Genomic DNA, 14513 nt, shown 5'->3' on the forward strand with positions numbered 1-14513 from the left:
CCATATTTGTTATAATGAATTAAGGTGATTTAATGAGAATAGATAAATTTTTAAAAAATTCAAGAATTATAAAAAGAAGGCAGGTTGCAAAAGATGCTTGCCTAAATGAAAGAGTAAAAATCAATGGAAATATTGCCAAGGCAGGAAGTGATGTAGAATGTGGCGATATAATTGAAATTAGCTTTGGAAAAAGCAATTTGAAGGTCAAGGTCCTTGATTTAATAGATGGTGCAAAGAAAAATGATGCAAGTTGTATGTATGAGGTTTTAGATGAATAAGCATGAGAGATACCTAAAAAATAGGTCAAAAAATAATAGAAGATTTTTAATTATGAGTATCCTTGCCTTTGTATTAGTTTTTTTATTAGCAAAATCTTTTAACAATAAAATAAATACTCAAATAGGTTCTTTAAATAATGATATAAAATCGACATCTAGTAAAATTTCTTCTTTAAGGAATGAAATAGATACTATAAAAAAAGATTATGAAAATAGAAATACTGATGAGTACAAAGAAAAAGTGGCTAGGGAAAAATTGGGCATGATTAAGAAAGACGAATATGTATACAAAGACGAAAATAATAAATAAATTTAAGTCTACTATAGAAAAACATAATCTAATTAAAGAAAATGATACCATAATTATTGGAGCAAGTGGGGGACCCGATAGCCAATTTTTAATTTATTTGTTAAATGAGGTCAAAGATTTTTATAAGATAAATATTGTCCTTGCCCATCTTAATCATATGCACAGAGATGATGCCACCAATGATGAAAATTTGGTGATTAAAACTGGAAAAACCTTATCTTTTGAGACTTTTGTTGAAAGAAAATCAATGGATTCTTTCGCTAAAGAGAATAAAATATCTTCTGAGCATGCTGGAAGAATTTTAAGGTATGAATTTTTTAGGTCAATAAAAAATAAGTATAAAAATCCCAAAATTGCCGTTGCCCACAATAAGGACGATCAGGCAGAAACTGTTCTTATGAGAATAATAAGAGGGTCAGGACTTGATGGGCTTAGAGCTATGGATTATAAAAATAAGGATGTAATTAGGCCAATAATGGATTTTAGTAAAAGTGAAATTTTGGAATTTTTGGATGAATTTAAAATTCCCTATCACATAGACTACACAAATTTAGAAACTGATTATACAAGAAATAAAATTAGGCTTGAAATAATACCAGAAATTGAAAAAATCAATCCGAATTTTAAAAATTCCCTAGTTTCCTTATCAGAAATTGCAAAAAATGATTATGATATTTTAAGAGAGATTGAAGATAAAAAACTTGAAAAAATTATAATAAAAAAAGAAAAAAATCATCTTTCTTTTGATAAAATTAAATTTGAAGCAATTTCAGATTCTTTAAAGGCAAGACTTATAAGAAGGGCTATAGAAATTTTATATGGCAATATCAATGATTTTTCAAAAACTAATATAGAAGATTTTATAAAAATATGCTCTTTATCAAATGGAAAGAAAATTATAAAAGATGATTTGATATTTGAAAAAAATTATAGGTCTTATGATTTTTATATAAAAAGTAAAAATTTTGAAGAAAAATCTGAAGAAATTTATATGAAAACAGAGGATGAGAAGATTTTTGGAAAATATAGGTTTAAAACTTCTTTAGTTAATTATGATTATTACAAAAATTCTAGCAAAATAAATAAAGTTTTTTATAGTTTTGAAAATTGGGATGATATTTCAATTAAAATAAGGTATAGATTAAATGGTGATTATTTTACTGCTATGAAAAACGGAAAAAGAAAAAAACTCAAGAATTTCTTTATTGATGAAAAAATCGATAAAAATTTAAGAGATAAGATTCCGCTTTTGTTTATAAATGATAAACTTTCTTGGATTGTAAATTTGAGAAGGAGTGAAGATTTTAAAGTGAATAAAAATGATAATAATATTTTAATGGTGAGTGTGGAGGAAATATGAAAGTTGATTTAGAAGAAGTAATAGACCAAGTACTAATTGATGAAGAAAGTTTGAACAAGAGAATAAAACAACTTGCAAGTCAGATTAATGAATATTATGAAGATAAAAACGAACTTGTACTTGTAGGAATACTAAAAGGTTCAATCATGTTTATGGCTCAACTTGCTAAAAATATTAAATTAGATTGCACTTTGGAATTTATGGATGTTTCATCGTATGATAATGGCACACAATCTTCTGGAAATGTAAAAATTATAAAAGATTTGGACACAGATATTACTGGAAAAGAAGTTTTGTTGGTTGAAGATATAATTGATACAGGCAGAACTCTCGATGCTTTGAGACACTCTCTAGTAAAAAGAGGTGCAAATTCTGTAAAAATAATTACCCTACTTGATAAACCTGAAAGAAGAGAAATAGAAGTCAAACCAGATTGGTCAGGTTTTAAAATACCAAATGAGTTTGTAGTAGGATATGGACTTGATTATATGCAAATGTATAGAAACCTACCTTTTATAGGGGTTTTAAAAAGAGAAGTTTACGAGTAAAATAAAGAAATAAAAATGTTAAAATCTTATTAAATTTGGCTTTATTTCATTTTTTGAAAAAAGCCTTATTTTTTAAGTTTAAATAAAAATAGGAGGGAATATGAAACAATTTGACAAATTTATTATATTAATTTATGTAGGACTTATAGGATGGCTTGGGTTTAAACTTTTTAAAAGCAAAAAATCCAAAAAAGATCTTGAAGGCCAAATAAAAAGCTTTGGAAAAAGATCTACAAATATGGAATATATTTTATTTGCTCTTTTGATTGTAACAGGAGTTATTAATTTATTCCAAGGAATTAGGATGAAAAATCAAACAGCTCTTATAACTGCTTCAGTAATGATTGTTATGGGTTTAGTGTTTTTCTTAAATACAAGAACAAAAATGTATATAGCTGAAAATGGAATATTATTGAATGATTCATTTTTTACTTACAAAGAATTAAGAAAATGGGGATTTGACAAAGAACGTGGAAGCTTGGTTGTAATTGTAAAAAAAGACCACCAAGAAAGTCAAGAATCTGCTCAAGTAAAATTTGAAGATATTGAAGAAATAAATAGACTTATAAGAAAGTATAAATTAGGCAAATAGCTTGAAAAATCAAACAATAAGATGTATTATATAAGAGTTAATGTTTAGATAATAAAAAATTAGGAGAAAATATGCTACTAGTAGTAGATGTCGGCAATACAAATACAGTAATTGGCGTTTACAATAAAAATAAATTAAAAACAAAATTTAGAATTACAACAAATCAAATTGTAACAAGCGATGAAATTGTTCAAATCTTATACAATATTCTTGCAATCCACAAAATTGATAAGGATAATATAGAAGATACAATCATATCATCAGTAGCACCAGACGTCCTATATTCTTGGCAATCAGCAAATAGAAAATTTTTTGGCAGAGAAGCTATGATTGTAGGAATCGGTACAAAAACTGGAATTGATATAAAATATGACAATCCAAGAGAAGTTGGTGCAGATAGGGTTGTAGATGCAGTCGCAGCTTATGAAATGTATGGTGGACCTACTATAGTAGTAGATCTTGGGACAGCATCAACTTTTGATGTTGTAAATAAAAACGGACAATTTTTGGGAGGATCAATTGCACCAGGACTTAAAACAAGTCTTGACGCCCTAATAAATAGGACTGCCCAACTTCCAAGAATTGAATTACACGAACCAAGCTCAGCCATAGCAAAAAATACTTCAGAAGCTATAAATGCAGGTATGGTTTTTGGATATATTGGTTTAATTGATGGAATAATTGAAGAGTTGATAAGAGAAATCATAAAAAAAGAAAAAATATCAAAAGATGAAATCAAAATAGTTTCAACTGGAGGATATTCAGAATTATTGGCATCAGAATCAAGATATATAGAAATAGTTGAAAACGACCTAACCCTTGAAGGTTTAAGATTGATTTATGAGAGAACAATTAAAAAATAAAGAAATAATGCTGGCTCCTTTGGCTGGGGTCAGTGATGTTGGTTTCAGATTAATTGCAGAAAAATATGGGGCAGATAAAACTTTTACAGAAATGGTATCAGTAAATGCCCTTTTTTATGACAATAAAAAAACTGATGATTTATTATTTATTTCAGATAATGAAAAAAATTGTAACATACAAATTTTTGGTTCAAAGCCTGAGATAATAGAAAAGGTAGTAAAAGATAAAATAAACCCAATAGAAAAATCAAAAGAAATTTCCTTTAATATGGGCTGTCCCGTTGCAAAAATAACAAAAAACGGTGAAGGCAGTGCTCTTATGGCAAAACCTAAATTAGTTGAAGAAATTTGTAAAACTTTGAGAAAATCTACCGATAAAAAAATCAATATAAAATTTAGACTGGGCATTGACAATAATCATATAAATTATCTAGATATAGGAAAAATTGCCCAAGATACTGGAATTGATTATGTGGTTTTACACGCTAGAACCAAAGAGCAAATGTATTCAGGCAATGCTGATTGGGATCATATAAGAATATTAAAAGAAAATCTTTCTATTCCAGTTATTGCAAATGGAGATATTTTCTCTGTTGAAGATTTTATAGAAGTTATTGATAAAACAAAAGCAGATGGGGTTATGCTTGCAAGGGGAGCTATGGGCAATCCTTTTTTATTTAAAGAAATAAAAGATTATATAAAAACAGGATCCTATGAAAAACCAAGCCCCACACAAATAATAGACCAATTAATAGACCAATATAAAATAGAATTAAAATATAAAGAAGAAAAATTAGTAGTTACACAAATGAGAAAGCACTTATCATGGTATATAAAAGGACTAAAAAATTCCAGTAAAATACGTGATAAGTTAAATAAAATAAATAAAATTGACGAAGTGATGGATGAACTAGAAAAATATAAGTCCACACTGAAAGGATGATAAAATGACAGAAAATAAAGAAGTAATTCTATCAAAAGAATACCTACAAAAATTACAAGATGAACTTGAATATTTAAAAACAAAAAGAAGACCAGAAATTGCTGAAAAAATCAAAGAAGCAAGATCTTTTGGGGACCTTTCAGAAAATGCTGATTATGATGAGGCAAAAAACGAACAAGGTGAAGTTGAATCAAGAATTGCAAAAGTTGAAGATATGATAAGACATGCCAAAACTTTTGAAGATTCTACAAACAAAGATGAAGTAAGTGTTGGTAGCAAAGTTTTGATTCATGATGAAGAATTTAATGAAGACTTTGAATACAAGATTGTTGGAACTGCAGAATCAAATCCTCTAGATGGATTTATTTCAAACGAATCACCAGTAGGTGAAGCTTTAATCGGAAAGAAAAAAGGTGACAAGGTAGAAGTTGTAACACCAAACGGAAAATGCTACTATACTATTAAAGAAATAAGATAGGAGTAAATATGGCAAATAAAAATCAAGACCTTAATGAAATGCTTCAAATTAGAAGGGAAAAATTAGAAAAATTAAAAGCTGAAGGAAAAAATCCTCACAAAATTGTTAATTTTAGAAACAGAACCCTATCAACAGAAATTAAAGATAATTTTGAAGAATTTGAAGGAAAAAATGTAAGAGTTGCAGGAAGAATCATGGCAAGACGTGGTCATGGTAACATGAGTTTTATGGATGTTCAAGATTCACTTGGACAAATCCAAGTTGTAAATCGTAAAAATATCATGGGTGATAATTTTAAAGAAACAAAAGGCTATGATATTGGAGATATAATTGGAATTGAAGGTAAAGTTTTTAAAACTAACCAAGGTGAAGTTTCAATTGAAACAGAACATGCAGATCTTTTGACAAAATCTTTACAAATTTTACCAGAAAAATGGCACGGATTAAAAGATCCTGACATAAGATACAGACAAAGATATGTAGATTTAATTGTAAATCCAGAAGTAAAAGATGTTTTTGTACTTAGAAGTAAAATAATTTCTGAAATAAGAAAATTCTTAGAAAACAGAGGATTTTTGGAAGTAGAAACACCAATTTTAAATACAATAGCAGGAGGAGCAAGCGCAAGACCATTTATAACCCACCACAATAGTTTAGATATTGGAATGTATTTGAGAATTGCATCAGAGCTTTACTTAAAAAGATTAATAGTAGGTGGATTCGATAAGGTTTATGAAATAGGCAGAATGTTTAGAAATGAAGGCATGGATGCAACTCATAACCCAGAATTTACGACTATGGAATTATATCAAGCCTATGGTGATTTCGAAGATATGATGGAAATTACAGAAACTATGGTAGAAGCTGTTGCAAATAAAGTTAAAGGTACAAGTCTAGTTGAGTTTGATGGAAAAGAAATTGAACTTAAAGCTCCATGGAAGAGAATTTCTATGATTGATGCTATAAAAGAACATTATGGAGTAGATTTCAATGAAATTACAGAATACGAAGATGCAGTAAAAATCGCAAAAGAAAAAGGTGTTGAAGTAAAATCAACAAGAGGCGAAATAATTGCAGAATTTTTCGATGAATTTGTTGAAGATAAATTAATCCAACCAACATTTATAATCGATTATCCAGTAGAAGTTTCACCACTTGCAAAAAGAAAAAATGACGATCCGAGCCTAACTTATAGATTTGAAGCCTTTATAAATGGAGCAGAAATTGCCAATGCCTTCTCAGAATTAAATGATGCAGTCGATCAAAAACAAAGATTTTTAGATCAAGTTGCGAAAAGAGAAGCAGGCGATGACGAAGCTCATATGATGGACTATGATTTCGTAAATGCTCTAGAAGTAGGAATGCCTCCAACAGGCGGACTTGGAATTGGAATCGATAGGTTAATTATGATTCTAACCGGTCAACGCTCAATTAGAGACGTACTACTTTTCCCAACAATGAAGCCAATAGGCTTAGAAAAGGCAGAAAATGGGGGTTTGTCAAAAGAAACTTACGAAACTTACGACAAACTTACGACAGAAGAAATTGACCTTTCAAAAGTGAAAGTTGAACCATTATTTGAAGATATGGTAGACTTTGAAACTTTCTCAAAATCTGATTTTAGAGTTGTAAAGGTTAAAAACTGCGAAGAAGTTCCTAAGTCAAAAAAACTATTGAAATTTACATTAGATGATGGTTCTGAAAAAGAAAGAGTTATTTTATCTGGTATTAAGGAATATTACAGCGCAGAGAGCTTAATTGGAAAGACACTACTTGCGATTTGTAATCTTCCTCCTCGTAAGATGATGGGAATCGACTCAGAAGGTATGATTATATCTGCAATTTGTGAGTACGACGGAGAAGAAAAACTTAACTTAATAGTGTTGGATGATAATATTCCAGCAGGATCAAAATTATATTAAAGAACACGCTAATTATGAAACTGGGGTTTGTTACGAATCCCAGTTTAATTTTTAGGGGTATGTATGAGATGGATAATTAGAATAATTTTATTACCGATAAGATTAGTGTTGAGTTTGCTCATAGCTTTTTTCACTTTTATATTAAGTTTGAGTACTGCGTTGTTAAGCGTAGTTTCTACTTTAATTTTTATAATTGGATTAGCTAGCATATTTCAAGGAGATAAGCAAATTGTAATTGAAGCACTAATATTAGCATTTTTATTTAGTCCATTTGGATTACCTAAATTAAGTATATATGTTATTGGATTATTAGAATTATTAAAATATACAATAAACTCAATTTGAAGAAAAATAAATATTAGACAATCGTAGACGATAGAAAGTAATAATTCTGTCGTCTTTTTTTTATTTCAAAGAAAGGAGGTAAGGATGAATTTTGATTATTTTTATAATAGGCAATCTGAGATGTATAACTTTATTAGGTTACCTATGGTATTAATGGAAGATAAGATTTTTGAGAGCATTTCTATTGAAGCTAAAGTTTTGTATTCATATATGCTTAATCGAATGGGTCTTTCATATAAAAATGGCTGGATAGATGAAGATGGAAAAGTCTTTATTTATTACACAATTGAAAGCATAAAAGATCAATTTAATTGTGCGAGTGAAAAAGCGAATAAATTAATAGCTGAACTTGATATTAAATCAGGAATAGGACTGATTGAAAAGAAAAGACAAGGATTGGGAAAGCCTAACAGAATTTATGTTAAAGACTTTATGAGCATATTTAATAATGTGGAAATAAAAAATCAAGAAGTTCGAAAAACAAAATTCCAGAAGTTCGATAATCGAAATTCAAGAGATTCGAATATCGAAAGTCAAGATTTTCGAAAATCGGAAGGTAACTATAACAATATTAGTAATAATGAGTTAAGAAATAATGATTTTAGTAAAGGGCAAAAACCTTATGGAATATATAAAAATATATTTTTGACTGATGAAGAATATAAGGACTTAACAAATGAGTTAGGAAGTAGAATTAATGAATACATTGATAGGCTCTCGTCATATATGAAAGCAAATAACAGAGAATATCAAGACCACAAGGCAACGATAATCAATTGGTATCTTAATGATCAGGCAAAAAACATTAATGATAATACAACAAGGAAAATGAATTACGATATAGGAGAGAGTTTATGATAAGCTTAAAAGATTTTGTATTAAGAGAAAATGATATTGAAAGAAATGGACATATCTATTGCAAGGTATGTGGTAAAAGAGTAGATGGAGAATTACTTGACCTTGGCTTTACAAAGTTTATTCCCAGAATTAAATGTGAATGTGAAATAAAAAGAGATAAGGAAAATGCAGAAAGAGAAATATTAACGAGAATATCATCATTGAAAAGAGATTGCTTCTCATCGCCGCTCCAGCACCAATATACTTTTGAGAAATTCTTAAATGAAAAAGGTCAAGCCTACAAGGTTGCCTTTAATTACGCTAAAAGTTTTGAACAAATGAAGAAAGACAATGTTGGACTTTTATTTTATGGAGATGTTGGTAGTGGAAAGACTTACCTTGCTTGTTCAATTGCAAATGAATTAATCGAAAGAAAGCAAGTTAAAGTTAAGATTATGAATTTATCTCAGGTTATAAACCAAATACAAAAATCTGCATTTAAGGTTGATTCAAACGAAATTATAGATAACCTATCAAATATTCCATTGTTAATATTAGATGATCTTGGAATTGAAAGGGACACATCTTACGCAAGAGAACAAGTATATAACATTATAAACTCAAGATACTTAAAAGGCAGGCCGACAATTTTCACTACAAACTTATCATTGGAAATTATTCAAAATCCTAATATTGAACTTGAGTATCAGAGAATATATTCAAGAATACTTGAAATGACAATACCAGTTAAAGTTAGGGGAGAAGATTTTAGAAGAAAAATCCATCAAGAGAAGTTAAGAAAATACAAAGAGTTACTTTTATATGGAGGTGGAATAGATGATTAATGAAGAAGTATCTAGGTCAAGTCTTAATCTTGAAGTAAGGCTTGCAAAAGCAACAAGTAAAGCAATTCTTGATGCCTTAAAGAAAGTACACAAGCAAATAGAAGAACAAGGAGGCTTAAAAAATGTAATAAAAAATAATGGAGAAGAAGTAAAACTAAAAGATATGGTTAAAAAGGGACAGTTAGAAGAAATTAATCTAAAAGATCCTGAGTTAAAAGAACTAAAGAAAATTTTAAATAAACACGGAGTGAAGTTTTCTGTTATGAAAGATAAGGAAACTGGTAACCACTCTGTGTTTTTTCAATCTAAGGATATAAAGGTAATGGAACACGCCTTTAAAAAAGCAGTTAAGGCTTCCGAAAGAAAAGCCGATAGAAAAGATTCAATAACGAAGACTATAAATAAGTTTAAAGATATGGCTAAGGACACCATTAGTAAAGATAAAGTTAAAAATAAACATAAGGAGCAAAGCTTATGATAAGTAATCTAAAAACATTTGAAAATAAGAATTTTGGGAAACTCACTGTTATTGAAAAAGATGGTGAGTTTTTCTTTATAGCAAATGAAGTAGCAACTATGTTAGGATATGTCAATCCAAGAAAAGCTATTTGTGACCATGTAGATGAAGAAGATAAGGGTGTAACGAAATGGAACACCCCTGGAGGAATACAGAATATTTCAATAATTAACGAATCAGGATTGTATTCACTTATCCTCTCATCAAAACTACCACAAGCAAAAATATTCAAAGCTTGGGTAACTAGAGAAGTCTTACCAAGTATTAGAAAAAATGGAGGATATATAGTAGGGCAAGAAAAGAAAACGAATGAAGAGTTACTTGCAGATGCAATTCTAGTAGCCAATAGAATTATTGCCGAAAGAGAAGAAGAAATTGAAGAATTAAGACCAAAGGCAGATTACTATGACAAATTAGTAGATTATAACCTACTTACAAACTTTAGAAATACTGCTAAAGAGCTAGGAATACCACAAAATCAATTTATAAGTTTTCTAATGGATAAGGGATTAATTTATAGAGATAAGAAAAAGAAGCTATTACCTTATGCAGATAAGAACAAGGGATATTTTGAAGTAAAGGAATGGGTTGATCCACTAGGTACACTTGTAGGAATACAAACATTTATAACACCAAAAGGAAGACACTACCTACTAATTTTATTAGATAGTGAAGGTTTCTACGATGAATAAGGTATTAGAAGCCATTCTTTCTGATATTAAAAACTTAATTAAAATAGACAACCCAAAGAAATTTATATTAGCAAACATTCCTTACCTATCCTTTTTCTACATTGGAAATATCTTTTCTAAGCACATAAATTCTTATGTTGGAGGAGATATTATTGATAGGATAATGGTGGGAATTTCTGATATAGGAACTTTATCCTATATACCAAGCCTTAATCCAAGGGACTTGTTAGTAGGTGTTTCAGTTGCTGCTCTTGTTAAGCTAATTGTTTATATTAAAGGTAAAAATAAAAAGAAATACAGGCAAGGTAAGGAATATGGATCTGCAAGATGGGGAGAAAGCAAGGATATTGCTCCATACATTGACCCTAAGTTTGAAAACAATGTACTAATAACTAATACTGAAAGACTAACAATGAATTCAAGACCTAAAAACCCTAAATACGCTAGAAATAAAAATGTGTTAGTGATTGGTGGTTCTGGATCAGGTAAGACAAGATTTTATGTAAAGCCAAATCTAATGCAAATGCACTCTTCCTATGTAGTAACAGACCCTAAAGGCACACTTGTGTTAGAGTGTGGAAAAATGCTTTATGAAAATGGATATGACATAAAGATTTTAAACACAATAAACTTTAAAAAATCTATGAAATACAATCCCTTTGCATATTTGAGAAGTGAAAAAGATATTTTAAAGCTAGTCCAAACAATTATAGCCAACACCAAGGGAGACGGAGAAAAGGCAGGAGAAGATTTCTGGGTTAAGGCTGAAAAGCTATATTACACTGCCCTCATCGGTTATATTTATTATGAAGCACCTGAAGAAGAAAAGAACTTTAAGACGCTTTTAGATATGATTGACGCTAGTGAGGTTAGAGAAGATGACGAAACCTATATGAATCCAATTGATAGGCTTTTTGAAGCACTTGAAAAGAAAGACCCTACTCATTTTGCGGTTAAGCAATATAAAAAATATAAACTGGCAGCAGGAGTAATAGAATTAAGGAGAACACTTAATCACTGTTTTAGTGAAATATGTACTTCTTAATTCTTTTTTATTTAAGAAATTAAGAGGAAGGAGGAAAAAGTGAGGAATTTTGAAAAGATAACAGCACTCTATGAGAGATTAAGTCGAGATGATGAACTTGAAGGAGAAAGTAACTCAATCGTTAATCAAAAGAAAATCCTTGAAGAATATGCAAGTAAGAATAATTTAACCAACATCGTCCATTTTACAGATGACGGAATAAGCGAGACACAGTTTGATAGACCTGGCTTTATGGAAATGATGAATGGAGTAAATACTGGAAATATCGGTTGTATCATCGTAAAGGATATGAGTAGACTCGGCAGAGATTATCTCAAAGTTGGTCAATGTATGGAGATATTAAGACAAAAGGGCGTAAGACTGATTGCTATCAATGACAATGTAGACAGCTTTTACAGAGAAGATGATTTTACCCCTTTTAGAAATATTATGAATGAATGGTATGCAAGAGATACTTCAAGAAAAATACAATCTACATTTAGATCAAAAGGAGAAAGCGGAAAGCATACGGCAAGCACTCCACCTTATGGCTACATCAAAGATGAAAAAGACAAAGATAAGTGGATTGTAGATGAAAAGGCAGCCGAGATAGTAAGACGAATATTTAATCTTACAATGGACGGAGCAGGACCATACAAAATAGCAAAGATACTGGAAGCGGACAAGATAGATATACCCGCTTATCATCAGCAAAAAATGGGATATGGATTACATCAAAGCAAAAACTTTGAATATCCTTATCGTTGGTGTAGTTCAACAATTGCCAGTATCTTAAAGAAAAAAGAATACTTAGGGCATACAGTTAACTTTAAAACAAGAAAGCATTTCAAGGATAAGAAAAGTAAATATGTATCCGAAGAAAAATGGCTCATCTTTGAAAATACTCACGAAGCAATCATAGACCAAGAAACCTTTGATAATGTGCAAAGGATAAGAGGAAATGTAAAAAGGTATCCTGATGGTTGGGGCGAATATCACCCACTAACAGGACTAATGTATTGTGCAGATTGTGGAAGCAAGATGTATGTTCATAGGACAAATAACTATAAGAATATTCCTTATTATGTTTGCAGTAATTATAAGAAAGTACCTTGCGGAACGCTATGTCCATCAGCTCATAGGATAAAAGCAGAAGTAGTCATAAACCTTATCCAAGAAACATTAAAAGATATAAAAAATTATCTTGGTGAAGATAATGAAGCATTTATTCATTCCATTCAAAATGAAATGGAAGAAAAGGAAAAGGCACATATAGAAAAGAAAAAGATAAGATTAACAGAAAGCCAAAACAGGCTTCAAGAGCTGGAACGATTGATGTGCAGAATTTATGAAGATATGATTTTAAATAAGATACCGAATAATCGCTATGAAATTTTAAATAACCAATATGAAACTGAGCAACTCACGTTAAGTAAAGAGATTAAAGACTTAGAGCTTGTAATATCAAGATATGAAATGGAAACAGATAAGGCAAGAAAATTCATATCCCTTATTAGTCGTTATGAAAACTTTGATAATCTCACAAACACAATGATAAATGAGTTTGTAAAGAAGATAATCATTCATGAAAGAGATAGGAAAGGCAGTCAAACATCAAAGCAAAAGATAGAAATATATTTTAACTTCATAGGAAATTATGAAGTGCCAAAAGAAGAGTTAAGCGAAGAAGAACGATCAAAACTTGAGGAAGAAGAACGAAAAATTAATGAGAGAAGAGACAGACTTCATCAAAATTATCTAAAGCGTAAAGCAAATGGAAAACAACAGGAGTATGAGGAAAGGTATAAGGAAAGGAGAGAACAGAAAAAACAGGAGAAGTTAAAGGTTTTGAAAAGGGCAGGTATACTGATGAAGGATTATAAAAACAAGGAATCATTTAAAGAGAGCGTGTAAAAATTACACGCTCTAAATTTATGTTTTATAATATTGGGATAAATTTCTTTAGTTAAGCATACTTCTATATTTACTTGGTGTGATACCATAAGTTGATTTGAATATTTTAGCAAAATGTCCTGTGTGTGTATAGCCAACTTTTTCTGCTATCGTAGATATTTTATACTCAGGATTTTTCAGCAATAATAATGCCTTATTAAGCCTTAATTCTTTTAAGTACTCGTAGGGAGGAACACCGTAGTATTTGCGAAAAGCTAATTGAAATCGTGCAGGACTCATTAAAGCAATTTTAGAGAGTTCAAGTCCGTCAATATGAACCGATAAATCTTTTTTCATAGCCGATACAGCCCTTTTCAGATTTTGCTTATCTTTTTTAGTTAAGACAACGGATATATTTTTTTCCTTTTCTTCTAACTCTGTAATTATGATAGATAATAGTTCCATAACTTTGCTTTCCAAATATAAAGGCAAAATCTTTCCTTCAGCTTGGGATTCTCTTATCTGTTGAAATATAAAATTCAACTGCGGAGAATTTTGAGTTTTTAACAAATAAGAATTAAGAATCTTTGCTTTTTCATATTCAAAATCATCATATTTTAATTTTAAGAAAGTATCAAAGTATTCTTTGGTTAGGATTATTTTCGTAAACTTTACAGGCTTATTTGCCTCACAATAGGTATAAGTTTTCTTTTCTGTATTTAAGTAACAATATATACCTTTTTCTACATTATTTAACTTTCTGCCACCGACTTTAAATGAACTGCTTTCTGTTTCAAATTGGCTAATCTCTAAATACTTTTCAGATACTTCGGTTATTTTCTCCATTGTTTCATTTGGAGTAAAGTTAGCAATTAAAATTAGAATTAAACGGCTGTCAAATTTTAGTATGCGAAAAGTACCTTTGCCAAAATGGGGATCTATTTGAAAGATTTGTTTGTTTTCAGTTGATAAAGTTGGAACAGGAATAAAAGGAGCGTCATGTACTAAGTTTGTTAAATAATCAATAACTGTTCTATCCATCAATTCTGCTCACCTCTTTTAATAT

16 protein-coding genes and 1 pseudogene are annotated in these 14513 nt (G+C 29.9%); 16 read left to right on the forward strand and 1 reads right to left on the reverse strand.

Annotation, left to right across the window (positions count from 1 at the left end; all coding sequences use genetic code 11):
- The first annotated feature begins 32 nt into the window (after positions 1-32).
- From L6653_RS01190 to L6653_RS01265, 16 genes and pseudogenes are all read left to right on the forward strand, one after another.
- Positions 33-278 carry an RNA-binding S4 domain-containing protein gene (locus tag L6653_RS01190; RefSeq protein WP_236785090.1) on the forward strand — a complete coding sequence of 82 codons (246 nt, stop codon included), beginning with the start codon at positions 33-35 and terminating at the stop codon, positions 276-278.
- Entirely contained in the window at positions 271-588 is a 318-nt protein-coding gene (locus L6653_RS01195; RefSeq protein WP_236785092.1) for an FtsB family cell division protein, read from the forward strand. The genes L6653_RS01190 and L6653_RS01195 overlap by 8 nt, the downstream gene beginning before the upstream one ends.
- Entirely contained in the window at positions 560-1948 is a 1389-nt protein-coding gene (gene tilS, locus L6653_RS01200) for a tRNA lysidine(34) synthetase TilS (protein WP_236785094.1), read from the forward strand. The genes L6653_RS01195 and tilS overlap by 29 nt, the downstream gene beginning before the upstream one ends.
- Positions 1945-2496 carry a hypoxanthine phosphoribosyltransferase gene (gene hpt / locus L6653_RS01205; protein WP_236785096.1) on the forward strand — a complete coding sequence of 184 codons (552 nt, stop codon included), beginning with the start codon at positions 1945-1947 and terminating at the stop codon, positions 2494-2496. The genes tilS and hpt overlap by 4 nt, the downstream gene beginning before the upstream one ends.
- Positions 2497-2596: 100 nt before the next feature.
- A complete protein-coding gene (locus tag L6653_RS01210) occupies positions 2597-3088 on the forward strand; it encodes a DUF5673 domain-containing protein (protein WP_236785097.1) in 492 nt (163 codons plus the stop codon).
- Between the two features lie 71 nt (positions 3089-3159).
- Positions 3160-3951, forward strand: a complete 792-nt coding sequence (locus L6653_RS01215; RefSeq protein ID WP_236785098.1) for a type III pantothenate kinase — start codon at positions 3160-3162, stop codon at positions 3949-3951.
- A complete protein-coding gene (dusB, locus tag L6653_RS01220) occupies positions 3929-4894 on the forward strand; it encodes a tRNA dihydrouridine synthase DusB (protein WP_236785099.1) in 966 nt (321 codons plus the stop codon). The genes L6653_RS01215 and dusB overlap by 23 nt, the downstream gene beginning before the upstream one ends.
- A gap of 4 nt (positions 4895-4898) precedes the next feature.
- Positions 4899-5372, forward strand: a complete 474-nt coding sequence (gene greA / locus L6653_RS01225; RefSeq protein ID WP_236785101.1) for a transcription elongation factor GreA — start codon at positions 4899-4901, stop codon at positions 5370-5372.
- 8 nt (positions 5373-5380) lie between these two features.
- On the forward strand, positions 5381-7294 hold the full coding sequence (gene lysS / locus L6653_RS01230; protein ID WP_236785102.1) for a lysine--tRNA ligase: 1914 nt from the start codon (positions 5381-5383) through the stop codon (positions 7292-7294).
- A 63-nt stretch (positions 7295-7357) separates the two neighbouring features.
- Positions 7358-7639: a CD1845 family protein gene (locus L6653_RS01235; RefSeq protein WP_236785105.1), complete on the forward strand. Its 282-nt coding sequence runs from the start codon at positions 7358-7360 to the stop codon at positions 7637-7639.
- 84 nt (positions 7640-7723) lie between these two features.
- The gene (locus L6653_RS01240; RefSeq protein WP_236785107.1) at positions 7724-8497 is read left to right on the forward strand and encodes a replication initiator protein A; all 774 of its coding nucleotides are present in this window, start codon (positions 7724-7726) and stop codon (positions 8495-8497) included.
- Positions 8494-9321, forward strand: a complete 828-nt coding sequence (locus L6653_RS01245) for an ATP-binding protein (RefSeq protein ID WP_236785109.1) — start codon at positions 8494-8496, stop codon at positions 9319-9321. The genes L6653_RS01240 and L6653_RS01245 overlap by 4 nt, the downstream gene beginning before the upstream one ends.
- Positions 9314-9799 carry a PcfB family protein gene (locus tag L6653_RS01250; protein WP_000606600.1) on the forward strand — a complete coding sequence of 162 codons (486 nt, stop codon included), beginning with the start codon at positions 9314-9316 and terminating at the stop codon, positions 9797-9799. Before L6653_RS01245 ends, L6653_RS01250 begins: the two co-directional genes overlap by 8 nt.
- Positions 9796-10530: a phage antirepressor KilAC domain-containing protein gene (locus L6653_RS01255; protein WP_236785111.1), complete on the forward strand. Its 735-nt coding sequence runs from the start codon at positions 9796-9798 to the stop codon at positions 10528-10530. Before L6653_RS01250 ends, L6653_RS01255 begins: the two co-directional genes overlap by 4 nt.
- A pseudogene (locus L6653_RS01260) lies at positions 10523-11518 on the forward strand (type IV secretory system conjugative DNA transfer family protein); the annotation flags it as partial. The gene L6653_RS01255 and the pseudogene L6653_RS01260, both read left to right, overlap by 8 nt.
- 96 nt (positions 11519-11614) lie before the next feature.
- A complete protein-coding gene (locus L6653_RS01265) occupies positions 11615-13468 on the forward strand; it encodes a recombinase family protein (RefSeq protein ID WP_236785115.1) in 1854 nt (617 codons plus the stop codon).
- A 48-nt stretch (positions 13469-13516) separates the two neighbouring features.
- On the opposite strand, the gene L6653_RS01270 is transcribed toward L6653_RS01265, so the two are convergent.
- Complete coding sequence (locus L6653_RS01270) at positions 13517-14488, reverse strand: helix-turn-helix transcriptional regulator (RefSeq protein ID WP_034432632.1); 972 nt, start codon at positions 14486-14488, stop codon at positions 13517-13519.
- Between the last annotated feature and the right edge of the window lie 25 nt (positions 14489-14513).

It is taken from the genome of Anaerococcus ihuae, from assembly GCF_928368155.1.
In the GTDB taxonomy this organism is placed as follows: Bacteria; Bacillota; Clostridia; order Tissierellales; family Peptoniphilaceae; genus Anaerococcus; species Anaerococcus ihuae.

What these genes read in the sequence shown, in the direction of transcription:
- L6653_RS01190 (WP_236785090.1), top strand. Translation starts at nt 33, where the DNA reads ATGAGAATAGATAAATTTTTAAAAAATTCAAGAATTATAAAAAGAAGG.
- L6653_RS01195 (WP_236785092.1), top strand. Translation starts at nt 271, where the DNA reads ATGAATAAGCATGAGAGATACCTAAAAAATAGGTCAAAAAATAATAGA.
- tilS (WP_236785094.1), top strand. Translation starts at nt 560, where the DNA reads ATGTATACAAAGACGAAAATAATAAATAAATTTAAGTCTACTATAGAA.
- hpt (WP_236785096.1), top strand. Translation starts at nt 1,945, where the DNA reads ATGAAAGTTGATTTAGAAGAAGTAATAGACCAAGTACTAATTGATGAA.
- L6653_RS01210 (WP_236785097.1), top strand. Translation starts at nt 2,597, where the DNA reads ATGAAACAATTTGACAAATTTATTATATTAATTTATGTAGGACTTATA.
- L6653_RS01215 (WP_236785098.1), top strand. Translation starts at nt 3,160, where the DNA reads ATGCTACTAGTAGTAGATGTCGGCAATACAAATACAGTAATTGGCGTT.
- dusB (WP_236785099.1), top strand. Translation starts at nt 3,929, where the DNA reads ATGAGAGAACAATTAAAAAATAAAGAAATAATGCTGGCTCCTTTGGCT.
- greA (WP_236785101.1), top strand. Translation starts at nt 4,899, where the DNA reads ATGACAGAAAATAAAGAAGTAATTCTATCAAAAGAATACCTACAAAAA.
- lysS (WP_236785102.1), top strand. Translation starts at nt 5,381, where the DNA reads ATGGCAAATAAAAATCAAGACCTTAATGAAATGCTTCAAATTAGAAGG.
- L6653_RS01235 (WP_236785105.1), top strand. Translation starts at nt 7,358, where the DNA reads ATGAGATGGATAATTAGAATAATTTTATTACCGATAAGATTAGTGTTG.
- L6653_RS01240 (WP_236785107.1), top strand. Translation starts at nt 7,724, where the DNA reads ATGAATTTTGATTATTTTTATAATAGGCAATCTGAGATGTATAACTTT.
- L6653_RS01245 (WP_236785109.1), top strand. Translation starts at nt 8,494, where the DNA reads ATGATAAGCTTAAAAGATTTTGTATTAAGAGAAAATGATATTGAAAGA.
- L6653_RS01250 (WP_000606600.1), top strand. Translation starts at nt 9,314, where the DNA reads ATGATTAATGAAGAAGTATCTAGGTCAAGTCTTAATCTTGAAGTAAGG.
- L6653_RS01255 (WP_236785111.1), top strand. Translation starts at nt 9,796, where the DNA reads ATGATAAGTAATCTAAAAACATTTGAAAATAAGAATTTTGGGAAACTC.
- L6653_RS01270 (WP_034432632.1), bottom strand. Translation starts at nt 14,488, where the DNA reads ATGGATAGAACAGTTATTGATTATTTAACAAACTTAGTACATGACGCT.